This window comes from Arthrobacter sp. V1I9 (assembly GCF_030817075.1).
Classification (GTDB): domain Bacteria; phylum Actinomycetota; class Actinomycetes; order Actinomycetales; family Micrococcaceae; genus Arthrobacter.
Window position 1 is genome coordinate 3996826 of record NZ_JAUSYU010000001.1, and the last position, 23112, is coordinate 4019937.

Annotated in this window: 21 protein-coding genes and 1 pseudogene; 8 read left to right on the plus strand and 14 right to left on the minus strand. The window is 65.0% G+C overall.

Features of this window, described 5'->3' with window-relative positions:
* Nucleotides 1–4: 4 nt before the first annotated feature.
* Nucleotides 5–1075, minus strand: coding sequence for an asparaginase (locus tag QFZ70_RS18670; protein ID WP_307097719.1), 1071 nt, complete (start codon nt 1073–1075; stop codon nt 5–7).
* Between the two features lie 24 nt (nt 1076–1099).
* Nucleotides 1100–1807, minus strand: coding sequence for a FadR/GntR family transcriptional regulator (locus QFZ70_RS18675; protein ID WP_307097720.1), 708 nt, complete (start codon nt 1805–1807; stop codon nt 1100–1102).
* Nucleotides 1808–1878: 71 nt separating this feature from the next.
* On the opposite strand from QFZ70_RS18675, the gene QFZ70_RS18680 reads away from it, so the two are divergent.
* The gene (locus QFZ70_RS18680) at nt 1879–2133 is read left to right on the plus strand and encodes a hypothetical protein (RefSeq protein WP_307097721.1); all 255 of its coding nucleotides are present in this window, start codon (nt 1879–1881) and stop codon (nt 2131–2133) included.
* Between the two features lie 62 nt (nt 2134–2195).
* On the opposite strand, the gene QFZ70_RS18685 is transcribed toward QFZ70_RS18680, so the two are convergent.
* Nucleotides 2196–3341: a thermonuclease family protein gene (locus tag QFZ70_RS18685; protein ID WP_307097722.1), complete on the minus strand. Its 1146-nt coding sequence runs from the start codon at nt 3339–3341 to the stop codon at nt 2196–2198.
* Nucleotides 3342–3667: 326 nt separating this feature from the next.
* Between QFZ70_RS18685 and QFZ70_RS18690 the strand changes: the two genes are divergently transcribed.
* Entirely contained in the window at nt 3668–3934 is a 267-nt protein-coding gene (locus QFZ70_RS18690) for a helix-turn-helix transcriptional regulator (RefSeq protein ID WP_307097723.1), read from the plus strand.
* A complete protein-coding gene (locus QFZ70_RS18695; protein ID WP_373461695.1) occupies nt 3931–5181 on the plus strand; it encodes a type II toxin-antitoxin system HipA family toxin in 1251 nt (416 codons plus the stop codon). The genes QFZ70_RS18690 and QFZ70_RS18695 overlap by 4 nt, the downstream gene beginning before the upstream one ends.
* 17 nt (nt 5182–5198) lie before the next feature.
* Here QFZ70_RS18695 and QFZ70_RS18700 read toward each other — a convergent pair whose 3' ends face one another.
* From QFZ70_RS18700 to QFZ70_RS18710, 3 genes and pseudogenes are all read right to left on the minus strand, one after another.
* A complete protein-coding gene (locus QFZ70_RS18700) occupies nt 5199–6065 on the minus strand; it encodes a hypothetical protein (protein ID WP_307097946.1) in 867 nt (288 codons plus the stop codon).
* Between the two features lie 13 nt (nt 6066–6078).
* Complete coding sequence (locus QFZ70_RS18705; protein WP_307097725.1) at nt 6079–6696, minus strand: uracil-DNA glycosylase; 618 nt, start codon at nt 6694–6696, stop codon at nt 6079–6081.
* Nucleotides 6697–6798: 102 nt separating this feature from the next.
* Nucleotides 6799–8072: pseudogene (locus tag QFZ70_RS18710) on the minus strand (HNH endonuclease).
* 208 nt (nt 8073–8280) lie between these two features.
* Here QFZ70_RS18710 and QFZ70_RS18715 point away from each other — a divergent pair.
* Nucleotides 8281–8787 (plus strand): hypothetical protein, encoded by a 507-nt coding sequence (locus QFZ70_RS18715; RefSeq protein ID WP_307097726.1) that lies wholly within the window; start codon nt 8281–8283, stop codon nt 8785–8787.
* 43 nt (nt 8788–8830) lie between these two features.
* Here QFZ70_RS18715 and QFZ70_RS18720 read toward each other — a convergent pair whose 3' ends face one another.
* From QFZ70_RS18720 to QFZ70_RS18740, 5 genes are all read right to left on the minus strand, one after another.
* On the minus strand, nt 8831–9211 hold the full coding sequence (locus QFZ70_RS18720) for an RNA-binding S4 domain-containing protein (protein WP_307097727.1): 381 nt from the start codon (nt 9209–9211) through the stop codon (nt 8831–8833).
* A gap of 94 nt (nt 9212–9305) precedes the next feature.
* Nucleotides 9306–10445 carry a sulfite oxidase gene (locus tag QFZ70_RS18725; protein WP_307097728.1) on the minus strand — a complete coding sequence of 380 codons (1140 nt, stop codon included), beginning with the start codon at nt 10443–10445 and terminating at the stop codon, nt 9306–9308.
* A gap of 109 nt (nt 10446–10554) precedes the next feature.
* Nucleotides 10555–11418: an SDR family oxidoreductase gene (locus tag QFZ70_RS18730; protein WP_307097729.1), complete on the minus strand. Its 864-nt coding sequence runs from the start codon at nt 11416–11418 to the stop codon at nt 10555–10557.
* Nucleotides 11419–12423, minus strand: coding sequence for an aldo/keto reductase family protein (locus QFZ70_RS18735; RefSeq protein ID WP_307097730.1), 1005 nt, complete (start codon nt 12421–12423; stop codon nt 11419–11421).
* A 27-nt stretch (nt 12424–12450) separates the two neighbouring features.
* Entirely contained in the window at nt 12451–13242 is a 792-nt protein-coding gene (locus QFZ70_RS18740) for a hypothetical protein (RefSeq protein WP_307097731.1), read from the minus strand.
* A gap of 161 nt (nt 13243–13403) precedes the next feature.
* Between QFZ70_RS18740 and QFZ70_RS18745 the strand changes: the two genes are divergently transcribed.
* Nucleotides 13404–13802, plus strand: a complete 399-nt coding sequence (locus QFZ70_RS18745) for a YchJ family protein (protein WP_307097732.1) — start codon at nt 13404–13406, stop codon at nt 13800–13802.
* Here QFZ70_RS18745 and QFZ70_RS18750 read toward each other — a convergent pair whose 3' ends face one another.
* The 3 genes from QFZ70_RS18750 to QFZ70_RS18760 all read right to left on the minus strand — a co-directional run bounded on the left by QFZ70_RS18750 (nt 13803) and on the right by QFZ70_RS18760 (nt 17105).
* Nucleotides 13803–14642 carry a hypothetical protein gene (locus tag QFZ70_RS18750; protein ID WP_307097733.1) on the minus strand — a complete coding sequence of 280 codons (840 nt, stop codon included), beginning with the start codon at nt 14640–14642 and terminating at the stop codon, nt 13803–13805. It lies immediately after the preceding gene.
* Nucleotides 14643–14706: 64 nt separating this feature from the next.
* On the minus strand, nt 14707–16743 hold the full coding sequence (locus QFZ70_RS18755) for an acyl-CoA dehydrogenase family protein (RefSeq protein WP_307097734.1): 2037 nt from the start codon (nt 16741–16743) through the stop codon (nt 14707–14709).
* A gap of 59 nt (nt 16744–16802) precedes the next feature.
* Entirely contained in the window at nt 16803–17105 is a 303-nt protein-coding gene (locus tag QFZ70_RS18760) for a hypothetical protein (RefSeq protein WP_307097735.1), read from the minus strand.
* 232 nt (nt 17106–17337) lie between these two features.
* Here QFZ70_RS18760 and QFZ70_RS18765 point away from each other — a divergent pair, with 232 nt between their 5' ends.
* From QFZ70_RS18765 to QFZ70_RS18775, 3 genes are read left to right on the plus strand one after another with little or no spacing between them, the layout of a single operon-like run.
* The gene (locus tag QFZ70_RS18765; RefSeq protein WP_307097736.1) at nt 17338–18795 is read left to right on the plus strand and encodes a DUF3375 domain-containing protein; all 1458 of its coding nucleotides are present in this window, start codon (nt 17338–17340) and stop codon (nt 18793–18795) included.
* Nucleotides 18788–19621, plus strand: a complete 834-nt coding sequence (locus QFZ70_RS18770) for a DUF4194 domain-containing protein (protein WP_307097737.1) — start codon at nt 18788–18790, stop codon at nt 19619–19621. The genes QFZ70_RS18765 and QFZ70_RS18770 overlap by 8 nt, the downstream gene beginning before the upstream one ends.
* Nucleotides 19618–23097, plus strand: a complete 3480-nt coding sequence (locus QFZ70_RS18775) for an ATP-binding protein (protein WP_307097738.1) — start codon at nt 19618–19620, stop codon at nt 23095–23097. The genes QFZ70_RS18770 and QFZ70_RS18775 overlap by 4 nt, the downstream gene beginning before the upstream one ends.
* The last annotated feature ends 15 nt before the right edge of the window (nt 23098–23112 follow it).

Below are 23112 nucleotides of genomic sequence, written 5' to 3' on the forward strand. Positions count from 1 at the left end.
GTCCTTACAGGGCTTCGCTGGCGGGTGCGGACAGGGCATGTTGGGGAAGGAAGTCTGTGGCTTGCAGCAGGCCAACCTGGTGGCCGCCGCCCAGCACGGGGGCGGTGGCGATGCCGGAGAGCGGAACGGTGTCCACGCCCAGCGCCTCAAGCAGTTTGACGGTGGCGGGCATCCTGGCGCGGTCGCCGCCGTCGGAAATTTTCACGGCAACGGCACTGCCGTCGGCAAGGCCCACCAGCTGCACGCCTTCAAAGCCGTCCTTGGCCACGGAGCCCGGGAGCAGGCGCATCAGTTCCGTGACGTCGCGGCCTTCCCCGGCCACCATGTCCGGGTGCTGCTGCATGGCGAGCCCGACGGCGGCTTCCGCACTCTGGGGAGCGGGCCCACCGTCGTCGGGTGTGGCAACGGAGGCCGCGGCGGCACGCGCGATAAGGCCGAAGGCACGGGCCATGCCCCGCAGGGTGAGGGCAAACAGGGGAGTGCCGCAGCCGTCGGTGCTGACAATGGACGGGTCCTCGCCGGTCAGGTCCCTGACGGTTGTGGCCACGAGCTGCTGCAGCGGGTGGGAAGGATCCAGGTAGCCGCGGACCGGCCAGCCGTTGATCACGCAGGTGGCGGCCATGGCTGCGTGCTTGCCGGAGCAGTTCTGGGTGAGCTGGGTAGCCGCACCGGCGCCGCGCAGCCATTCCTCGCGCTCGCGGACGCCATAGGGGAGGTCTGTGCTGTTTTCGAAGTCAGTGACGCTGAGCCCGTGCAGGTCGAGGATCCGCAGGGCTCCTTCGCGGTGCTTGGCTGCGCCGGAGTGGCTTGCCGCTGCCAGGGCAAGGAGATCCGTCGGCAGCTCGAGGCCGGCCCGCACCATGGCCACTGCCTGGAGCGGCTTCAGCGAGGACCGCGGATAGAACGGCGCCGAGGGATCCCCCGCGGACGCCACTGTTGAGCCATCTTCTGCAATGGCAACGGCCGAGCCGTAGTGCACGCTTTCGACGAGGCCGTCGCGGATGGCGGTCACCAGGGGTGCGTGCTGCGGAAGCATCGCGGCAGTGTGGGCAGCAGTAAGCGCAGGGGATGGCATGGGGTCCTTGTGGGGTGTCTCGTTTTAGTTGTTCAGGATGGAGTCGAGGGCGATGCCGACGGCGCGTAGGTGGTGGGCCATGGCTGCGCTTGCGGCCTCCGCTGAGCCTGCCTCGATGGCGGCCAGGATCTCCTGGTGTTCCAGGTCTGAGGCATGCTGCCGGTCCGCCACCATGTTCAAAGTTTCGGACTGGTGGGCCAGGGCCCCGCGGATGTCAGCCACAACGCTGGCGAACACCTTGTTGCCGCTGGCGCGGGCAATGGCGGCATGGAAGCTGGAGTCCAGGGCCACCCAGGACTCGGGATCGGCTTCGGTGCTCATCGCAGCAACGATGTGGCGGAGGGTTCCCAGCTCTTCGTCGCTGCGGCGTTCTGCGGCCAGTCCGGCTGCCGGAACCTCGATGTGCGGGCGGGCTTCGGTGAGGTCCCGCGCTGAGTACTGGCCGAGGGTGAGGTCGTTGGCCACTTTATTGGCGACGACGAACGTCCCCTTGCCCGTTTTGGTCACCGTAAGGCCAAGGGCGGTGCAGGAACGGAGCGCTTCGCGGATGACTGACCGGCTGACCCCGTACTGCTGGGAAAGGGTTGCCTCGGAGCTGAGCTTGCTTCCCACGCTTAGCCGTCCCGCTTCGATGTCCTCGCGGATTGCGTTGAACACCGCTTCGGCAGCACTAAGCCGTGCGAGCGGGGACGGGGCAGGCTGTCCTGCTGTCCGGCTGTCTGACAGGTTCACGCCTTAAATATGGCAGGGGTCACAGCTGCTGTCAATGCGGGGGTGGCTAACTGACCCTAGCGCGGGTAGCCATGGGGAACCCCGCGATGCTGGCCGCAGCCGTGGTCATCCGCTCCGCTGTCCATAGTCTCGAAGTTCAGCTTGAGTCCAATCTGGGCCACGCAGCCGGAAGCGCCGTGGCCGGAGCTGTTGGTGCTGCGGCTGGCACTGTTGCGGCGGCGCCAAAGGCCATCACCGGAGGTGTGGAGGACGGCATTCTGCAGGTCGCCCAGCGCATCGAGGAACGCCGCAAGAGCGCCATCTCGGACGATCAACCGACCTCCTGATTCGGCAAATACGACAGCGGGTCCGAAGAGCACTCAAGCTCTCGGACCCGATGTTCAGGTGTTTAGCAGGGGGTCCAGCTCTTCCCGCCAGGTGCGTAACATCTTGGACCCGTGTACTTGGAGGGTGCCGGCGGTACGTAGGGCGCTGGTGCCGGTGGGACATAGGGCTGGGGAGCGGGGGGTACGTATGGCGCTGGTGCTGGCAACCTACGAAGCCGCTCTGCTTCTATGGCGGCCTGCCGGGCGGCTTCCTCTGCGGCCTTCTTCTCCACAACTGCACGTTCTTCAGCGGCCTTTTTTTCGGCCTCCGCGCGCTGCTTAGCAGCCTTCACTTCCGCGGCTGCTCGTTCTTTGGCAGCCTTCTTCTTCGCCGCAGCATGTGCTTGCGCGGCTCGTCTTTCCTCTTCCGCCTTCTTTTCAGCTGCCATCAATGATGCGTGCAGAGACCTGATTTGGGCTTGCTTCATTTCAGCTGAATAGATCTTTTTGTCCAAGGTGGTGAGGGCCGCCGTAGTGGCGACGGCGGAAAGCCCGGCCCAGTAGATGGCCCTGTTGGCGTCCTTGGTGGCAGCATAAACTGCCCTAAGAGATTTAGCGGCGGCAAGGTCGGTAACTAGCAGAGCTGCAGCAGCGCCGGCGGCTGCAGAAGTTGATGCCGGCGCTGCTGCGGCTGCCGCATCCAGCGTCGCTGTAGTCTGCGCCAGCTGCGCGGGCAGGGTGCAGTCAATCCCCTCGGAAAAGAGGCCGGTCTTCTCGGTTCCCGCTTCCTCATAGGCTGCTTGAACTGGCGGTAGGAATTTTACGTTCTTGCCATACTGTACGGGGATACCGAGCCCCTCCCGTGCAATCTCTGCATTCACAAGGGACCCGTCCGGAGCGAAGACACCAGCGAGAGTCCTGCCGTATTTGTCGTGGCGATCGACGTCGAATTCCAGCGTAATTTTGGTGCCTTTTGGCAGCCGGTCTTCCAGGTATTCGGTGGCCTCAGGGCCGAGGCATTCCACCGGTTGATTGGGGTCCTTGGTTTCCGGCGTATCCACGTTGAGAAGCCGAATAGTGTGATCCCCGTTGTTTATCGACGCGATCAAAGTGTCGCCGTCAATGACCCGCACCACCGTCCCGGAGTCTTCATTCGCAGCTGCTCCGACTGCCACGGAGCCGGCCACCAAGGCTGTGGTAGCCAATGTGGTGATTATCAGATTCTTCATCTACTGCCTTCTATAGGACCTTGCGCCAGGTCTTCATAGCTGAAGAGGAGTGAACCTTGAAGGAACCTGAATGCTTGCCCTATAGATGTTCCCTATGAAAGCACAAGGCCTCCTCAAGAAAAGCTTAAGATCGCAGCAGTTCTGAGGCTTTCCTCATTTGAATGGGCGGCGCTAAATATGCCGGACGGGCAGGAGCGCATCTGGGGCTCGAATTTGTACCCAACCCCCGGCATGATCGTACCGCTGAGGCCTTGGGCTTCGCCTTTTCCCAGTACTAAACTGGACACAAGCACCGCAAACGGCACGATCGTACCTATCGGAGAGTCATGTCCAGGGGCATTACCAAAATCTTAGGGGCCGAAATTAGAGCACGCCGTGCGTCTCTGAAGCTGACTCAGCACGACCTCGCCCAGCTGGCGGGCGTATCCGAACGGTTTGTCCGCTTCGTCGAGCAGGGAAAGCCGAGCGTCCAGCTGGATTCCTTGGTCGCGGTGCTCGAGACGCTCGGCCTCGAACTGAAGATCACCACGCGAGCAGGCTCTGCGGCCCACACGCTGGTGAAGCTGCCTTCGTGCGGGGGCTCCGAGAGGTGAGGCACCGCGTCGCTGACATCTACAAGGCAGGTGCGCTCGCCGCTCGGCTTGAACGTCAAGACGGCGGCACCAAGTTCAGCTATGTGCCGGCGTACCTCACGTCAGGGGGACCCGCCGTCGCCACTTCCCTGCCGCTCATTACAGAACCTGTGCTGTCCAGCGCGGGAGCCGCACCGCCCTATTTCACAGGGCTGCTGCCGGAGGGCCGCCGGCTCAACGCCCTACGCCGTTCCATCAAGACCAGTGCTGACGACGACCTGTCCCTGCTCATCGCAGCAGGTGGAAATCCTGTTGGAGACGTCCAGATTGTGGGCCACGGCGAGCCCTTGAACCCGGACGGGCATGCAGTGCAACTGGACCCAAAACAGCCGGTGGACTTCGACCAGTTGCTCGGTGACCCGGACCTGATTGACCCTGTGGCCCTGGCCGGGGTGCAGGACAAGTTGTCCGCCGGAATGATTTCGGTGCCAGTTGCCAGCACAGGGCGTCAGTTCATCTTGAAACTCAACGCACCCGAGTTCCCGCACGTGGTGGAAAACGAATTCGTGATGTTCCGCTACGCCGCCAAGCTTCGGATTCCCCTGAGCCCCGTACAGCTGATCCGCGATATCGCGGGCAGGCCTGGACTGCTGGTGGAGCGCTTCGACCGTGTGCCAGGCGCGGAAGCCGGGCCCCACGGCGTACAGCGTCTGGCCGTGGAAGACGCGGCCCAAGTTCTGAAGCTCTACCCGGCGGACAAGTACAACGTAGGGTACGGCCAGGTTTGCCGTGCGCTCGCAGACTACTGTTCGGCGCCGCTTCCCGCTCTTCGAAACTTGGCGATACAAGCGGCATACGCATGGCTGACGGGGAACGGCGATCTCCATGCCAAAAACGTCTCCATGGTTCAGCAGCCCTCCGGTGAGTGGGTGATCGCGCCGATGTACGACATTCCCTCCACAGTGGTTTACGGCGATAAGACTCTTGCCCTAACCATGAACGGGAAGCGGACTGGGATTTCGCGCCGCCACTTCCTTGGCTGGGCCACAGGGCTGGGTCTTACCGACCGGGCGGCTGTCCAGGTTGTGGAGATCGCGCTAAAGGCAGCGGGCCCTTTGATCTCGGACTTGGAGTCCGGGACCGCCTTCAATGGGCTGAGCGGGGCAAAGCAAAAGCGTAACGTCGACGCCGGCTCACCGTTTCCTGACATGGTCACCAGAGCGTGGGTCAAGGAGTTGAAGCATCGCCGAAGACTGATGGAAGTCTGAGCTGGCGCTGGGAGCAGTTACGCGCCCTCGTACCATCCCAGCACCCGCAGGGCGCGGAGGGTGTTCCACCGGCTTGGTCGTCCGTCACCGTCTTCCAGCTCGAAGTGGACCTTGCCTGGGTGGGTCTTGTCCAGCAACCACCTGCCGTCGGGCTGCTCCTTTGATCGCACCACCTGCACTGCCTCTTCGAGGCGTTCGTCAGGTGTGCCCCCGACGGTCCGGAAGTAGTCCAGTCCACGGAGGACGTCGTAGTACCAGCGCGTGGGATAGGAGAACTGCAACCAGTCCCTGCTGATGAGCTCGCCGGTCGAACTCCGCCTGAGAAGGCCGCGGTCCAGGAGATACTCTTCCCCGCGATGCCGCGCCTCACGCCCTTCAGCCGTTCCGCCGGTCGCATTCTCGTGCTCGAGGAGTCCTTCCAGGACGCAGATGGTGGTGTGAAACGAAGAGCGGGTGGAGCCTCTCTCTGCCTCGCAGTTCCATCCACCGTCAGCGAGCTGTTCCCGAAGCAGCCGCTGCACTACGGGCTCCACTTTTTCCCCGAAGTACGACCCAAGTGCAACGGTCATCCCGTTAATACAGGGTTCCACTTCGCCTTCGAAGAAGGGCTGGTTGCCCTCCTCCCAGCGGCTGTTGTCGCGGACCAGCGCGATCGCTTGCCTCCACGGCTGGTTGTCCGGATCATCGTCGTCCTCCGGCCAATAGGTGGCCCCGGCCCATTGTCCGTCCGTGCCCTGGAGGGCGAGGAGTTTGGCACCCCAGCCGTGGTTCGCAACCCGCTCCCGCTCTGACCGAATATCCTCAGTTGAACCGTCCGTGAGGTCACGGAGGACCTGCCAGCGGATTGCGGGATCGGAGTCCAGCAGCCAGTCGAGCACATGCATTGGCATTACCAATTCAGAGGTGCTGGATACCTGCCCGCTGCATCGCGTCCTTGTAAATGTCCACGCTCTTGGCCAGAAGCTCTTCCTGTTTAGCGTCCGAGACAGCGAACGCGCGGCCGCCAAGTGCGGTGGCCTTGTACACCTTGATGCCGCTGTTCTTCAGTGAGGAGTGGTAGGTCTTCTCGAACAGGGTGAGGAAGGTTGAGGCGTCCGTGCCGTGGGCAATGATCGCGGAAACACGGGAGTTGATCTTGAGGAACTGGCGGAAGGGGCGCAGGCCGTCGGTCTTTTCCTGCACGCTCAATGCCGACGGCATACCTGGATCGCGGACCCACGGGTAGGCATTCCACGGCATGACGTAGCGGGGGTCAAGCTCGGCGAGCTCGTAGATCTGGGTGGCGCGGCGTGCGGCTTCGTCGTCGTTGTAGTGCGAGACGAAACCGGATTCGGTGCCCTTGCCCGGGCTGACCTGCAGGCTTACGATCCGGCATTCATCTTCGTCGTGGACCGGGTCGATGTAGGGGACAGTGGAGCCCGGCTTCTTTTCCATCAGTTCGTCGCAAAGCTGGGTTACCTTCGCGATGTTCGGTTCCTGTAGCAGGGCCTTTTTTTCGTCCCAGTCAATCGTCACGATTTCTCCCTCAGCAGCTAGGCGTCCAGAATCAGGCGTCTTAGGCCACTCTACGCTTTTGGGCGAAGGGGTGGGCAGGGGAAATTGTGGTCGACCATGCTCTCATGCCTCCAGTCGTGCTCTGCGGGTGCTTTTGACAGCTTTTGCTCGGTGCCTCAGTTTCCGCCGACGGCGGGAGGTTGCCTTCGCAGCCGCAGTCACGGCAGCGCCCGGCAGGGGCGGAGCGATGGAGCAATAGGTATGGCCCGTGGGAGTGCGGAGTTCCACGGTATGCCGCGGGCCCGGGACAGGTTTTGAGGCCCAGCCTGGTGCTTCCTTCGTGTGGTTGCAGGCTTCGCAGAGGCCTTGGCCGTTGTTGCTGGTGGTAGGCCCATCGTTGTGCCAGGGGACGATGTGGTCGTAATGGCGGATGGGCGCTTCGCAGTAGGGGGTGCGGCAGATGTCGTCCCGTACTTGCAGGAAGCGTTTTAGTCCAGGCGGGAAGAGCCGGGCTTTGGAGTCCATTCCGACCAGTTCGCCGTCAGCGGGAGCCGTGTAGAGCCGGCGAAGCCAGATATCTAGCTCGGACTTCGTTTCATCGGCCCCGCGCCGTATGGCTGTCCTTGCCCACTCGCCGGGGACCACTCCGTAGCCGGTGAGCCTGGCGGGTTCGCTGTCACCCTGGAAGAGGGTGCGGTCGGTCATGACGAGCTGGATGTCGATGCCCGTGTAGCCAGCCGGGGTGCCGGTGATGCGGTCGATGAGGGAGTCCGCCATAATGGCGCCCCTGGGACGCTCGTCACCGGAGGACTTCAGCGTATCTGCCTGCTGGGTGAGGGCTGCGTAGGCGGCGACCCCTTGGGCCACCGGAACCAGGGCGGTCAGGTACGCCATGGTGTCCGGCGCCGGGCGCAGACTGACGGTACGTTCAATGACGGCACGAGAAGCCCGCTTCACTACCGACTGCGGATCCCGCCGGTACGAGGCTGCCCGGACCGCTCCGATGATAGCGCGGTCACCGGCGCCGCCAGGGTGCCGGTGTCGGCGGCGATCTCCTCGTCCACGGCGGCCCGGTCCTCGGCGGACAGACAGGCTGTTTCCTTCACTACCAGGGTGGCTCACCACTCGTTCAGCTGCCCGGACTCGAGGGCTGCGAGGGTGTGGGGCATCTCGGTGACCAGGGCTTTCCCCAACCCAAGCACCCTGCCGCCGCGGGCGGGGGACTCGCGCCGGGCCAGAGCAATTTCGGCCCCGACTCCGGCGCCGAGCTCACCGGCCGGGACACCTGCAGCAGCCTGCTCCTGCCTCCTTGCGAGGTCGTACGCGACCGCGATCCGCGCCGGCTTAGCTGCGGCCGCGGACTTCAGATCCTCAAAATCCCGCAGCTGATCAATCATCCCCGGGCAGAGACAGGAACGGAAGCCAGCAACTCAAGGACATCAGCAATGGAAGGAGCAGCACGGTTCTCTGCCCCAACTGCTCCCGCCAACCCCTGATCCGCTTCCATAACCAAAGTCTTCCAGCAGGGTCTGACAAAAACCGGCGCCTCAAAGCCTATGTGGATAAGCAAGCAGCAGCTTCGAAGCGATGCTGTTCAATATAGGGATGCAGTTCACCAGGAAGGGCCTGAAAGATGACGGCTTTGCGGGCTTCAGGCCCTTCAAGGACCTTGAGGTAATGCGGGTTCCGCAGGGAACGGGCGTCTTCGCAGTCCTGCGCCCGCAGGAGTTCCAGCCGGTATTCCTGAAGAAAAGCACCGCCGGGGTCTTTAAGAAGAAGGACCCATCGCTGCCAGAGCCGGCCCTGGCGGCGGAGTGGGTGGATGCCGCCGCGGTTCTTTATCTGGGCAAAGCGGGACCAGGCAGCAAGGGCAACCGCGGCCTGCGGCGGCAAGTCCAGGAGTTCCTGGACTTCGGGCAGGGCAAGCCGCCGGGGCATTGGGATGGCCGCTTGGTCTGGCAACTCAAGGACACCGGGCAGTTGCTGATCGCCTGGAAGGAAGTGCCCGCCGAAGCCCTGAACAAGGCCGAGGCCGAGTATCACACAGCCTTCATTGAGGAGTACGGGAAGCTGCCCTTCGCCAACCTCGTCCGGGCGCGGGTCAGAAACTAGGCGAGGCAACGCCCGTCATCCAGAAACGCCAGTCGAGCTCGGGTCAAGCGCCGCGGAGGCGTTCCATCTCGCGGCGGTCCTTTTTCGTGGGCCGGCCTGCGCCGCGGTCCCGCTGCGGCAGGCCCAGTGCCGGGGCAACAGGCCGCGGGGGCGTGTGATCGGTGAAGCAGTGAGATGCGGCTTCCGCACCCACGCGCTTGTTGATCAGACGGCGGACTTCGAGGATTCGCTCGTAACCGGACATCCGGACTGTCACCGTGTCGCCGCTGACCAGCGTTGCCGACGCCTTTGCCGGGCTGCCGTTCAGCCGCACATGGCCCGCGCGGCACGCCGCCGTCGCCGCAGAGCGTGTCTTGTAGGACCGGATGGCCCACAGCCACGCATCAATGCGGACGCTGGCGGGGGAGGAAGGAAGACTGGTCATGGCTGGCACCGAGTATAGCCCCGGTACCCTGGCTCAGAGACCGCGGCCACAAGAGGGCAGCCAGATCAGCCCATCTGCGCCTTAGATGAAACGCCTATTCCACCCGGACACTGATCCGCTGCACTACGTTGTTGCCCAGTCCCTGGTAGTTCCAGTTTTGCTCCATGGGCTGGGTGGCGCCGCTGGCATCCGTGGCGCGGCACGCCAGCTCATGCTCGCCCGCGTCGGCCACCCACGGCAGTGTCCACTTCCGCCACGCGAACCCTCCAGCAGATTCCTCCAGGTGCGCCGGCAGCCAGGTCCCGTCAATGCTCACTTCTACGGCAGTCACTGCCGCGTGCCCGGACCATGCCCGGCCCTCCAGCATCACGGGACCGTGCGGCAGCACCCGCTTGCGGGTGAAAAAGTCCGGGATGCCCGGCGGGACCATCAGTGAACGCACCCTGATCCGCGAAACCGGCGTCCCGGCGTCGTCCGCTGAATCCTGATAGCGGTACGCGACCGCCTGCTGATAGCCGGTGAAGGGGGCAGTGACCACCTCGATGGATTCCAGCCACTTCACGCTCGTCATGCCGTACCATCCGGGAACCACCAGCCGGAGCGGGTAACCGTGCTGGGGCGGCAGTTCATTGCCGTTCATCTTGTAGGCAAGTACGACGTCGGCACGCATCGCTTCATGGACCGGCAGGCTGCGGGCGTACCGCTGGGTGACGCCGCCCTGGATGCCGGCATCGGCGCCGGTGAAGACCACCTCGGCGGCGTTCGGCAGGACCCCGGCCTTCCCCAGAAGATATGCGAGCGGAACCCCTGTCCAGGCGGCCGTGCCCACTCCTTCCAGGACCCAGGGCTGGCTGAGCGGCCGCGGTTTCAGGAGGGACCGGCCGTTGCCCGCGCACTCCAGAGTGACCGGCACGGTGATGGCCGGGTCCTTCCGCAGCGCCGGCATGCTCAGCTCCAGGGCACGCTCTACTGCGCCGTTGATCCGGAGGTGCCAGTGGGCGGGGTCAATAAAGGGGATGTCGAAGTGCGTGAGGACGTAGTGGAGCCCGGGGGGAGTCAGGTCGCGGCGGAGCGCCTCCAGGGGCATGGAGTGGTTGCGGGCGCCGAGTTGGAGTTCCTCCGGGGTGAGTGGCCCTGTTGTCGGTCCTGCTGCAAGGTCTGCGGGGGCTTGCGCGTGCTCGTCGCGCACTGCGGGTTGGCGGGTAGACGACGGGTTCGGCTGGATCTGGGTCATGGCGCTGCGATTCTGACGTGGGATCTGCTTGGCGGGCTGGACGCTCCCCTGCCTCAGGTTTACGCCCGCCCGCCAAACCCGTCAACGCCCAAAGCGCGGCAAGCCGCCGCTACAGCTGCGGCTGCTTCAGGAACTCGGCGAGGCTGAGCGGATCCTGCCCCGTCAGCCCATGGATGTCGGGTGAAATCCCTGCCAGGTCCCCGGCTGACATCGCAGTGTAGGTGCTGACCCACGCGTCCACCTGCCAGGGCGGCGCCCCGTACGATGCCCGGGATGCATAGGCCTCCTCTACCGTCTCCGGGTGGTAGCTGATGCTGCGCCCGGTACCTTCGGTGAGGATCCGGGCAGCGTCCGCGAGGGTGAGTTGCTCCGGCCCTGTCAGGTTGTACGTTATGCCTTTGTGGATGGCGGGATCGCGCAGCACCGCTACGGCGCAGTGCGCTATATCCTCCCGGGCAACCCCGGAAAACACACCCTTTCCGGCGGGCCCGCGGATCACGCCGTCCTCGCCCGCCAGAAGCGGCAGGAAATCAAGGTAAAAGTTGTTCCGGAGGAACGTGTAGTCCATCCCGGAGTCCCGGATGTGCTGCTCGGTGCCGTAGTGGTCCCGGGCCAACGTGAAGGTGGCATCCGGCGCGGCACCGTAGAACGACGTGTACACCACGTGCTGCACGCCGGCGTCCGCTGCGGCGTCCACAAAAGCGCGGTGCTGCTGCAGCCGGTCCTCCGTCTCCGCCGCCGACACCATGAACAGAACCTTGACGCCTTCCAGTGCCGTCCTGGCAGCAGGGGCATCGGAGTAGCTGCACACCACTGCCGAAGCGTTCTCCAGTTCAGGTGCACGTCCGGCGTCACGGACCAGCAGGCGCTGGGCGGACCCGGCCGCGGCGAGCTGGCGTGCCACCATTCCGCCCAGGCCGCCTGTGGAACCAGTGACGGCAAGATCCGGCAGTTCCGGGGTGGAGCCCGCCACCTAGTGTTCCCGCTTGGCCGGGGACTTGGTCTGCTCGGGATCACGTTCGGCGAGGGAGCCGACGGCGTCGTCGATCCTCTTCAGCACCTCGGGTTCCAGCGTCACCCCTGCCGCCGCAACACTGTCCGCGATCTGCTCCGGCCGGGAAGCGCCAATGATCGCCGAGGCCACGTTGGGATTCTGCAGCACCCAGGCCACGGCCAGCTGCGGCATGGAAAGTCCGGCCTCCTCGGCGATGGGCTTGAGCTCCTGGACCGCGGCCAGGACGTCGTCGCGCATCCAGCGCTCGATCATCTTGGCGCCGCCCTTCTGGTCCGTGGCCCGACTGCCTTCCGGTGCGGGTTGCCCGGGCAGGTACTTGCCGCTGAGGACGCCCTGGGCCATGGGGGACCAGACGATCTGGGACACACCCAGTTCCTCCGATGCCGGAACAACCTCAGCCTCTATGACACGCCACAGCATGGAGTACTGCGGCTGGTTGGAGATGAGCTGGAAACCGAGCTCCTTGGACAGCGCGTGCCCGGCACGGAGCTGGTCGGCCGACCACTCGCTGACGCCGATGTACAGTGCTTTGCCCTGCCGGACGATGTCCGCGAATGCCTGCATCGTCTCTTCGAGCGGGGTTTCAAAGTCGTAGCGGTGGGCCTGGTACAGGTCCACGTAGTCCGTCTGCAGCCTGCGCAGCGAACCGTTGATGGATTCCATGATGTGCTTGCGGGACAGGCCCAGATCATTCTTGCCCTTGGGGCCGGTGGCGCCGAAAACCTTGGTGAAAATCTCTATGGACTCGCGACGCTCGCCCTTCAGGGCTTCGCCGAGGACGGTTTCGGCAGCCGTGTTGGCATAGACGTCCGCCGTGTCAAAGGTGCTGATGCCTGCATCGAGGGCAGCCCTGACACACTGGGAGGCGACGTCGTTCTCCACCTGGGAGCCGTGCGTGAGCCAATTGCCGAAGGTGATTTCCGAGACTTTGAAGCCACTGTTTCCGAGGTATCTGAATTCCATGGGTTTCACGCTAACCCAGATGGTTGCTCAGAGTAAGGGCTGTTTGCCCTTCTGTGGATTGCCCTTGGACGGAGAGCCCTTGGGAGCAGGTCCCTTTGTAGCAGTGTCTTTGCGAGCTTTGAGCGCCTGCACCTGCGCCCGGCCGGACAACGACACCAGCGATCCCGTGTCCAGCGGCGCCAGCGGACGCGGAGCCTGCGCCTTCTTAAACGACCGCGGCACCCGGCCGGGGCCGTGGGTGTCCAGTGCCGACTCCACGAGCGGGGCGACCTCCACCACCTTGTCCGCAGGCACGCGGGGATCCGGCAAATCCCGAACGGAAAGCTTAATTTCCGGTGCCGCCGCCCGCGCCCGTGCCATTGCCCTTGCGTCCGCCTCAGCAACAGCTGAGGCCCAGTCATCGGCAAGGACGGGAGGCACGGGCCGTGCGGCCGTCACGGCGGGGTGATGTACGACGGCGGTGCGCAGCGCCGAACGCAGGTGCGCCGGCTTCAGCGCGCCCCGCCAATCCCGGGGCTGGCGTTTGGCTTTAGGGGTTTTGGCAACGGGCGGGCCTGCATCAGGGTCGACCGTAACAGAAGCCGGAGCGCCGTCGTCGTGCGCTGTCCTGAACGGTCCGCCCAAGCGGACGAGGGGGATGCTTTCCCTGCTGGTTCGCCGGCCGAACAAAGCCATCAGGGTGACGGCTGCGAGCCTGCCCATCCCCGCAAGCACCAGCGTGATGACGCCCAGTAAAAAGAGGACCAGGAACATCAGGAAAGCCACTCCCACCGTGCCCAAAAAGGTCAGGTTGAGGATGAGCGTATCCGGATTTTCCACGTCATCTCTCCTCTCTGCCGGCCGCGAGCCCGCACCTGCACCCTCTGCCAAGGCAACAGCTCCTTCTCCACCATACGGAGTTTTGCGGAGCTGTGCCGACGTGCGGAGGGGCGCGTCCGGGGTTGTTTCGAAGCTGTTACCCGATATGACAGCATCAGGTCATGGCTGAAGACCCGGGACCCGAAAACTGCATGTGCCTGTCCGGCGAGCAATACCGCCTGTGCTGCGGGCGGTTCCACTCCGGCGGGGCAGAGGCAGCCACTGCAGAACAGCTGATGCGCTCCCGCTACAGTGCGTTCGTGCTGCTGAACGGGTCCTACCTGCTGCGCACCTGGCATCCAAAGGAGGCTCCCGCGAACCTGGACCTTGATCCGGACCTGCAATGGCGGCGCCTGGACATCGTCTCCACCAGCCGCGGCGGCCCGCTGGACGCTGAGGGGACGGTGGAGTTCAAGGCCTGGTTCCGGCACGGCAGTGAGCGCGGCACCCACCATGAGGTGAGCCGGTTCGTCCGTGAGGACGGCCGTTGGTATTACGTGGACGGAAAGATCCTCGCCTGACTACTCGTCGTCGTAATCCTCATCGGGAGTAAAGCCCGCTTTGTCCACCTTGCGGTGGAACCGCATGCCTGCCAGCCCGCCGAGTACGGCACCAGCCAGTGCCACCAGTGCCACCACAACTGCCGCGATAATGCTCGTGGTGGTCAGCTGCCCTTCGTTGACAGGGATTCGCGGAAAGCTGTTGAGGTTGGCCAGCACGTTGAACTGCTGTCCGGCCACAAGGCCCAGGATGGAGACCAGGACAGCCACGATCAACGCCCAGATCCACACCATAAGGCCCTGCTTGGCCCCGTTAAAGCGAGCCATGCGTCCTGCCACGTAACCGCCGCAGTAATAGGAGAGAAGCAGGATGACCAGCAGGACGATGATGCCCACCAGGCCAACGGTGCCGGTGTTCGAGGTTGCCTGGTTCACTGCCTCATTCACGTCAGTGTTGGTGGCGAGGCCCACAGCCGTCCCGGCCGCTGCCACCAAGGCGGTGAGCAGCACAGCCATGCCCGTGGCGGTCAGCCAGCCGAAGAACGCCGAGCCTACCTTGATGCCGCCGAACCGTTCCTTTTCCCGGGCGACGGCGGTCTGCCGGTCTGTCAGGTTCGGACCCGCAGCAGGTGCGGAGGCTGCCGGGACATAGTCCCGTTCCGCAGAGGCACCGGATGAGCCAGTGCGGGTGTCCGGCACGCGCTCGTAGGTAGAGGTCGGAGTGGCATCGGCCGCCGGCGTCTGGTCATAGGTGCGCGTGGCATCGTGATCGGCCGCGGCGGCAGGGTAGCTTCCGCTTCGCTCCGCGTCCTCGCGGGCGCGTCGTGGGGGCAGGTTCTCTGGGTCCGTTGAGCTGCTCATGGCTCCACTCAACCATCCACCCATGGAGATAGCAAGGATGCTTACTATCTTGTGACCAGTGGCGTCAGCGGTAGTTGCGGTGCAGGTTTTCCCTTTGGGCGGGTCCCGGGGAGGCATCTGCGATCCATGGACCCGTGCCTTCCGACTGGTCCAGGACGCCGGCCTCCAGCCACGTGTAATTCCCGGCGAGCACTTTCCGGGTCAGGAGGTGGTCGCCGTCGTCTGTATTCCGCCACAGCTGGTCAAAGTACTCGTCCACCCGCACACGGGCCTGCTGGCAGTAAGCCTCCGCGAGTTCGTAGGCGCTCGCGGCCTTTTCCGGAGCGGTGTGCAGCAGCATCTCGGCCCGTGAACAGCAGGCCGTCATGGCGAACAGTTCCGCGCCGATGTCCACCACCCTGCCCAGGAATGCCTGCTTGCGTTCCAGCTTCGCCTGCCACCGGCCCATTCCGTAGAACGTCTGCCGGGCCAGGCGCCGCGACGAGCGCTCCACGAACCGCAGGTGCTTGGCCAGCCGCCCGAACTCGCTGTACGAGCGCGGATCCATGCCCGCGCCCGCCACCAGCTTGGGCAGCCAGCGGGCGTAAAAGCCGGAAGCGCCGACGGCGGCCCTCGCCTTGTCCGACAGGCTCGCGTCCAAGGACGCAAGGTCGCCCGCGGCGGCCAGATGGGCATCCACCGCTTCCCGCGCGATCAGCAGGCGCATGATCTCCGAGGAACCTTCAAAAATCCTGTTGATCCGCAGGTCCCTCAGCTGCTGCTCGGCCGGTACCGCGCGCTCTCCGCGCGCAGCCAGCGACTCGGCCGTCTCAAAACCCCGCCCGCCGCGGATCTGCACCAGTTCGTCGGCTATCCGGCAACTGATCTCCGTGGACCAAAGCTTTGCAAGGGCAGCTTCGATCCGAACGTCCTTCTGACCGGCGTCGGCAAGCTCAGCGGAGAGCTCGAAGACTGCGTCCAGCGCAAAGGCGGAAGCGGCGATGAAAGCGATCTTCTTGCCCACGGCTTCGTGCTCACCCACCGGCCTGCCCCATTGCGTCCGGGCGTTGGACCATTCGCGGGCGATCTTGAGGCTCCAGCGGCCTGAGCCGACACACAAGCCAGGGATGGAAAGCCGGCCGGTGTTGAGGGTGGTGAGCGCAATTTTCAGGCCCTGGCCCTCACGTCCCAACCGGTTGGCTGCCGGGACGCGCACCTGGTGGAAACGGGTGACGCCGTTCTCGATGCCGCGCAGGCCCATAAACGAGTTCCGGTTTTCCACCGTGATGCCGGGTGAGTCCATCTCCACCACGAATGCGCTGATGCCGCCCTTGTGCCTGGTGCCGTCCGGGTCCGTGCGGGCGGGCACCACGGCCATCACCACCACCAGTTCGGCGATCACTCCGTTGGTGGTCCAGAGTTTGACGCCGTCCAGGAGGTAGGCCTCGCCGTCGTCCGTGGGCGTTGCGGTGCTGCCCATCCGGGCGGGATCGCTGCCCACGTCAGGTTCCGTGAGGAGGAATGCGGTGACCGCGCCGGCGGCGCAGCGCGGCAGGTACTCCCGCTTCTGCTCAGGCGTGCCAAAAACCTTGACCGGCTCGGGAACGCCGATCGACTGATGTGCCGAAAGGAGGGCCCCGAGGCTGGGGTGCACGCTGCCCAGCAGGGCCAGCGCCCGGCCGTAGTACACCAGTGACAGCCCCAGGCCGCCATACTCTTCCGGGATCTTCATGCCGAAAACGCCGAGGTCTGCCAAGCCCCGCAGGTATTCGTCAGGGACCTTGGCCTCGCGCTCGATGACCCGTCCATCCATGGTGCGGGCATATTCCGTCAGGCGGGCCATAAAGGCCTCGCCCCGTTCCACGTCTGCGGGGTTCGGGGCGGGCCAGGGGTGGACAAGGCTGAGGTCGAAACTGCCCAGGTAGAGCCCTTTGGCAAAGCTGGGGCGTTCCCAACCGGTTTCGCGGGCGGCCTCTGCAACCGCCCTGGCCTGGTCAGCCGTGACACCGGCGCCGATCTTTCCGGCGGGAACCGGGGTTTCCTCCGGGGGTGCGTCTGTTGCCGGGCTGCTGGTGGAACTGGCGGCGGTGGTTTTTGAGGGGCTGTCAGTGGCGGAGCTCATGGGTTATCTCCTTGGCCGGATAGCTTTCTTAGCCAGGATCCGCCGGGTTGGAGAACCCTTCAGCTGTCTCTCAATATTACCCGCGGGTAGGTTCCCGTGCTAGGGGAGGACTGCCCCTGAAAGTCCCCGGCGGGGTCAAATGTGGCGGCGTGGTGCACCAGCCGGTCCCAGCCGGCGTTGATGCCGTGGACCACGGCCAGGAGCGACTTGGAAACCACTGTCCAGCCCAGCTTTCCCGTGCCCAGCAGCACCAGCGCCACCAGTCCTGCGGTGAGAACGAAAGCGGCCAGGATAAACGCGAACACCAGTGTGCCCGCGAATACCAAGGTGGCGGTTTCCACTGCGCTTAAATCGAACTGCATAAGTCCCCCTGCTGCTGCGATGTTGCTTTGATTGAAGTCAGTAGCATGAGCGTAGGGGCAGGCGGGCTGGCCAGCCAGAGCCGCAGCGGGCTTCAAGAGCTCTTGATATTGGATCGAGATATTACGGCGAAGTAGGTCACGGAGCGGTCGCGGCCGCCTGCGTTAACCTTGTTGTTGGCGGTTTTCCGTTTGGAGCTCCACCCCCAGCCCCTCAACAGTCCAAGGAGAGTGTGTGCCCCGCTCCGCCAGGTCATCGGCTGACGCCATCAGCGCCCGGCTCCGGGACCTCGAACTCCTGACCAAAGGACCGGCGTGGGCCCTGACACGCTCGGCCCCGTGGGTGATTGCGGTGCTCCAGGCATCCTTTACGCGCACCCGGCCGCAGCTTCCGCTCGAGGAGTTCCACGCCGACGTCGACTCCTTCCTTGAGGAGCTCCGCCGGCAGGAGCCAGGGCTGGGAGGCGGCGCCAACGGGAAGGCGTTTGGTGACGAGTGGACGCGCCGGCAGTTCCTGACACGGCGGAACCAGTCGGGCCAGATCGTTTACGAAGTCACCGAACCGGCAGCCCGCGTGCTCGCGTTCCTCGACAGCCTGTCCAGCGAGCGGTCCACCCTGAATGGATCGCGCCTCGGCACACTGCTGGGCGACGTCGAGAAGCTCGCCAACGAGACCAACCCGGACCAGAGCGCCCGCCTGGAGTCCCTGGAAGACGAGATCGAAGAGCGCCAGCAACTGATCCAGGACATCAGCTCCGGCGAGTTCGACGGCCTGCTGGATGACGACGACGCCGTGGAAGCTGCGGGAAACATCCTTGACCTCGCCGCGAGCCTGCCCGCCGACTACAAAAAGATGCGCGACCGGATCGAGGAGCTGGTGGGCGGGCTGCGCAACCAGATCATCGAGGAGTCGCTGACCAAGGGCGCCACCATGGCGCAGGTGCTGGAGGCGGACAAGCGCCTTCGCCAGAGCCCCGAGGGCAGGACTTTTCGTTCTTTTACCGCGTTCCTTGAGGACCCGCAGCAGCAGTCGAGGTTCCGGTCGGCGATTGGCGAGGTCCTCAGCCGGCAGTTCGCAGACGACCTCTCACCGGATGACCGGGAAACCCTGAAGAACCTGGTGGCAGAACTCCGGCAGCAGCACAGCCAGATCCAGCGTATTTACGGCAAGCTCAGCGAAAGCCTCAACACCTACGTCCAAAGCGATGACTTCCGTCAGTCCGTCCGGCTCCGGCAGGTCCTGCGGGAAGCCGAGCAGGCTATCCGGTCCCTTCCGTACGAACGGGAACGTCCGGGCCTCGTCCGCGGACCTGTGCTCTACAACGCAGGTTTCGAGTCGCTGTCCATGGTGAAGCTCTTCGACCCCGATGAGTTCGCCGCACCGCCCAAACTCGCTGACCCCATCGCCTTCAGCGACTCGGACCGCGTGCGCTCGCCGAGGACCGGCAAGGCCAAGCCGGAGGTCATCCGCTCCGCCATGGCCGGGGCGTCCACCCTTTCCGGGGCGTGGCAGCAGCTGCCGCCGGAGGAACAGCACATCAACACCATCCGGGCGCTCCTCTCGCACGCCCTGCACGAAGGCGCGGCCTTCAACACCCAGGCTGTGGACGCCCTGGACTTCGAACAGATCGACGGCACCACGCGCAGGGCCTACCTGCCGCTGGTCACGCTCAAGAAAGATCCTGATGACTGAGGTAACAAACGCTACGAGCTCAGCGCCCGATGAGCGACCACTCACCGGCGGCATCACGCCCCGGGACACCTTCATCGACGGGGCCGCCCTCTTCCCCGGCGACACGGGAGTGCTGTCGATGAAGGTGCGGCAGGCGCTGGTAAAGCTGCTCAAGGGTCCGTACGTGGACGGCGGCCGGGACGAGAAGCTCTGGACCGTCCTGCTGGACAACCAGGTGATTCTGCGCAGCCGCCTGTCCGAGCTGTTCCTCACGATGCAGCTGGACCACGAACGGAAAATCGCCGTCCTGCGCCCGGTGGATCCGGACGCTATCGGAGGCAGCACCCGCTCCAGCATCCTGAGGCAGCAGCGTGCCCTCAGCAGGGTGGAAACCATCGTCCTGCTGAGGATGCGCATGCTGCTCGACCGGCACGTCACCGCCCAGACAGATCCCACCATCACCCGCGAGGAAATCGCCGACCTGGTCACGCACTACCAGCCCGCAGGCCAGCAGGACGCGCTCCGAGACTCGGACGTGGTCAACCGGGCCATCACGAAGCTCCTGGCCCGCCAACTCCTCCTCCCCACCGGCCTGGACGACGTCTACACCATCTCCAACGCCCTGCCCCTGGCGCTCCCCTTCGACAACATCGGCGACATCCCAGCCCAAATAGAAGCCCTGATGGCAGCCACAACAGACCCCACCGGCACCGAAGCGCTGCTGGACATCGACGCCGATACTTCATCCGACGAGGATGGCGCCGACTCCGAAGGCGATGATGACCATCACGACGACGGTGCGGCAGCACCGTCGTCGTACTCAGCCACGAAGGAGGACGCCCAGTGAGCATTGCAAGCATGCTGCCGATGGGCGACCTGACGAACCCGGGCCAGATGCGCCTTGCCCTGGTGCAGGTGGTCAACTGGGGCACGTTCCACGGGGCGCACACGATGCATGTGGACCGCAACGGCACGCTGCTCACGGGTAACTCCGGCGTGGGCAAGTCCACGCTGTTCGACGCCATGCTGCGGGTTTTCGATGCAAGGCCCAGGTCGAACGAAGCCGCTGCGCAGCGCTCCGGCGGGGCCGTCGAGGACAAGCGGACCACCTTCACGTACATGCGCGGAAAGGTGGGCGACAAGGCCGTGGGGGAGGGCTCGGCGAGTGCCTTCCAGCGCGCGGGTGCCACCTGGTCCGCCGTCGCGCTCACGTTTGATAACGCTGCCGGCACGCGAGTGACGGTGTCGGCGCTGTTTGACCTGCCGAAGAACGGCACGGAGTCGAGCGTCGGACGTTTTTATCTGATCGATCACGAGCCGCTGGACCTGGAGGCGCTCGAGGGCATCGCCGGCAAACGGTTCACGAAGGCCGCCCTGGAAACGATCTTTCCGGACGCCCAGGTCTTCGACGTGCACAAGGCCTTCGCGGAACGCTTCCGCCGTCTTCTGGGCATCAACTCGGATCAGGCCCTACCGCTCCTGCGCGTCATCCAGGCGGGCAAGGGCCTGGGCGGCAGCGTCAACACCTTTTTCCGGGACCAGGTTTTGGACGCCCCGGCCACGCTCGCTGCGGCGGACGACGTCGTGGAAGAGTTCAGCAACCTGATGTCCATCCGGCAGCGTCTGGAGGACGTCCGGCAGCAGCGGGACCAGCTGGCCCCGGTGCCCGGGCTGAACAGGGAGTACGCGCAGGCGCTGCTGGACGCGAACCGGCTGCGTGACCTTGCCGGCGAGGAGTTCGAGGCCTACCAACAGCAGCTGGCCGTCACGGTCCACGAGAAAATGCTGGCCCGCTTCAAGGAGCTCGCGCAGGCAAAGGCAAAGGAGCTGGGGGCCGAGCGATCGGTCCGGGACGGCCTGGCCAAGGAGTTGCGCCAGCTGGAGACGGATTACAACAACCAGGGCGGCAACGCCATCTCCGCCATCGAGCAGTCGCTGGAAAACGCCCGGGTGGGACTGAAGCTCCGTCAGCAGGTGGAGGAAGCGGCGCGCAAGGCCCTGAGCGACGCCGGCCTCCAGCTGGAGTGGACCGCTGAAGGCTGGGAGCAGGCTCACGAGCAGGCGGCAGTGAGGTCGGCCGAGCTCAAGGACGATTCCCAGGCCTTGCAGGAACTCCGCTTTGAAGCCTTCGACGCTCATGCAACGAAGAAGCGCGAGTTGGCGGCGGCTGAGCAGGAGCTCGTGTCACTGAAGACGCGCAAATCGCTGCTGCCGCCGTCGAGCATTGAAAACCGGGCAGCCATCGCGGCAGCGACAGGCATTCCGGAGGAGCGGATGCCGTTCGCCGGCGAACTGATGGACCTCGCCGAGGGGGAGGAGAAATGGCGCCCCGCCGCCGAGCGCGCGCTCCGCAACCTCGCCACCACCCTGCTGGTACCCGGCGAACATTTCGCGGCAGTGACACGCTATCTCAACGACCACAACGTGCGGGGCGCCTTGCGCGCAGTGGACGTGTCCAAGCCGCTCTCCGGCGGCGCGCTGGCGCTGGAGGACGTGCACGACGGCGACCTGCTCACCAAGCTGGACATCCTCACCACGGGCATTGCCGCCGAAGCCGGGGCCTGGATCCGCGAACGCATCGCACTTGACTTTGCCTACCCGTGCGTGGAGGAGCCGGATGAGCTGGCACAGCTGGACCGCGGCCTCAGCCTTGGCGGCGTGGTCAAGCGCAACCGCCACACGGTGGAGAAGGATGACCGCTTCACCAGCCGGCAGGATTACGTCCTCGGGTTCGACAACGCCGCCAAGCTGGAACTCGTAGCCGGCCAGGTGGAGGACCTGCGGCAGGAGGTCGCCAAAGCGGCGGAGTTGGCGCAGGCCCGTGAGGATTCGCACCAGGGAATGAGCCGGCAGCTCGACGCCCTTCGCCGCATTGCCGAGGACCACCGCTCCTGGGAACAGGTGTCAGCGGCAGTTGCGGCCGAGGAGTTGGCCAGGATCGAACAGCGGCTCAAGGATGCCCTCGCCGCGCAGGCAGACCTGGAGCCCCTCCGGGCCACTATTGAGGAGGTGCGGCAGAAGCACCAGTCCAGTACCGAGGCCGCTGCTGTGCTGCAGAGCGAGTACAAGGCCCTGGACCGGCAACTGACCGCTGTAGATTCCCTGCTGGAAGCTGCACGCAGGCGCCTTTCCCAGGCGCCGCCGTCGGACGCTACCGTGGCTGCGTTGGAACCCTACTTTGCTGATTTCGGCGACGTGACGGAGATGCATGAGCTGGAAAACCTCGCCAACCGCGTGCGGACCGCGCTGCTGGGCGAACTGCACAACGCGGAGTCCCGCGGCCAAACCACAGCCGAGCGCCTCACGAGGATTTTTGAGGGCTTCGTCCGCGAGTGGGGCAGCGCAATCTCTGCCGACCATGGCACCACCATCGGGGCTGCCGGCGAGTTCGAGACGCGGTACCACGCGATTGTGAGCGACGGCCTGCCCGCCCAAGAGGCGGAGTTCCGGCAGTTCTTCAACCAGCGCACGCACGAATCCTTCAGCACGCTGCTGCATCTCCTCGACGAGGAGCGCCGGTCCATCACCAGCCGCATCCTGCCGCTGAACGGGATCCTCTCGCAGGTTAACTTCCACGAGGGCAGCTTCCTGGAACTGGACATCAAACAGACCCTGCCCCCCACGGCCAAGCAGTTCAAAGACGCCATCCAGAACGCCCTGAAGGCGCGGCACACGCGGCCGGCAAGGTCCGAAGGTTCCCGCGCCGAAGGTGCGAGTGGGGAAAGGGACGACGACGCCGAGCTCACCGCCCGCTATAAGTCCCTGGAAACCCTGGTGAAGCGGCTGGGCTCGCAGGCGCCGGAGGACCGGCGGTGGCGGGCCGAGGTGCTGGATGTACGCGGGCACCTGTTCATCCAGTGCAAGGAGCACCGGGAAGTTGCCGCGCCCGCGCCGGGCAAAAAGGGCGGGGCAAAGAAGACCGAGGTCTTTATGCACGCGGACACAGGTTCCATGTCCGGCGGTGAGCGCCAGCGATTCACTGCATTCATCATGGCCGCGGCGCTGAGCTACCAGCTGGGCATCGCCGAGCAGGGCTTCACCACCTACGGCACCGTGATGATGGACGAGGCCTTTGTGCTGGCGTCCGAGGAATTCGCAGGGGCCGGAATCAAGGCGCTGCACGAATTCGGGTTCCAGCTGCTGCTAGCCGCCCCCGAAAACGTCATTGACCTGTCCCGGCACCTTGGTTCCGTCACCGAAATCCTGCGTGACAAGCGCACCAACCGGTCAGGAGTGCTGGCGGCGCCGGTCATCCGTCCGCGGCCGGGCCAAGACGGCGCGTGGCGGTCAGAGGCCAATCCCGTGGACATCATCCTGCGCTAGCTGTAACCCTAGGGA

What these genes read in the sequence shown, in the direction of transcription:
- QFZ70_RS18670 (WP_307097719.1), bottom strand. Translation starts at nt 1,075, where the DNA reads ATGCCATCCCCTGCGCTTACTGCTGCCCACACTGCCGCGATGCTTCCG.
- QFZ70_RS18680 (WP_307097721.1), top strand. Translation starts at nt 1,879, where the DNA reads ATGGGGAACCCCGCGATGCTGGCCGCAGCCGTGGTCATCCGCTCCGCT.
- QFZ70_RS18685 (WP_307097722.1), bottom strand. Translation starts at nt 3,341, where the DNA reads ATGAAGAATCTGATAATCACCACATTGGCTACCACAGCCTTGGTGGCC.
- QFZ70_RS18690 (WP_307097723.1), top strand. Translation starts at nt 3,668, where the DNA reads ATGTCCAGGGGCATTACCAAAATCTTAGGGGCCGAAATTAGAGCACGC.
- QFZ70_RS18700 (WP_307097946.1), bottom strand. Translation starts at nt 6,065, where the DNA reads ATGCATGTGCTCGACTGGCTGCTGGACTCCGATCCCGCAATCCGCTGG.
- QFZ70_RS18715 (WP_307097726.1), top strand. Translation starts at nt 8,281, where the DNA reads ATGCAGTTCACCAGGAAGGGCCTGAAAGATGACGGCTTTGCGGGCTTC.
- QFZ70_RS18720 (WP_307097727.1), bottom strand. Translation starts at nt 9,211, where the DNA reads ATGACCAGTCTTCCTTCCTCCCCCGCCAGCGTCCGCATTGATGCGTGG.
- QFZ70_RS18725 (WP_307097728.1), bottom strand. Translation starts at nt 10,445, where the DNA reads ATGACCCAGATCCAGCCGAACCCGTCGTCTACCCGCCAACCCGCAGTG.
- QFZ70_RS18735 (WP_307097730.1), bottom strand. Translation starts at nt 12,423, where the DNA reads ATGGAATTCAGATACCTCGGAAACAGTGGCTTCAAAGTCTCGGAAATC.
- QFZ70_RS18745 (WP_307097732.1), top strand. Translation starts at nt 13,404, where the DNA reads ATGGCTGAAGACCCGGGACCCGAAAACTGCATGTGCCTGTCCGGCGAG.
- QFZ70_RS18750 (WP_307097733.1), bottom strand. Translation starts at nt 14,642, where the DNA reads ATGAGCAGCTCAACGGACCCAGAGAACCTGCCCCCACGACGCGCCCGC.
- QFZ70_RS18755 (WP_307097734.1), bottom strand. Translation starts at nt 16,743, where the DNA reads ATGAGCTCCGCCACTGACAGCCCCTCAAAAACCACCGCCGCCAGTTCC.
- QFZ70_RS18760 (WP_307097735.1), bottom strand. Translation starts at nt 17,105, where the DNA reads ATGCAGTTCGATTTAAGCGCAGTGGAAACCGCCACCTTGGTATTCGCG.
- QFZ70_RS18770 (WP_307097737.1), top strand. Translation starts at nt 18,788, where the DNA reads ATGACTGAGGTAACAAACGCTACGAGCTCAGCGCCCGATGAGCGACCA.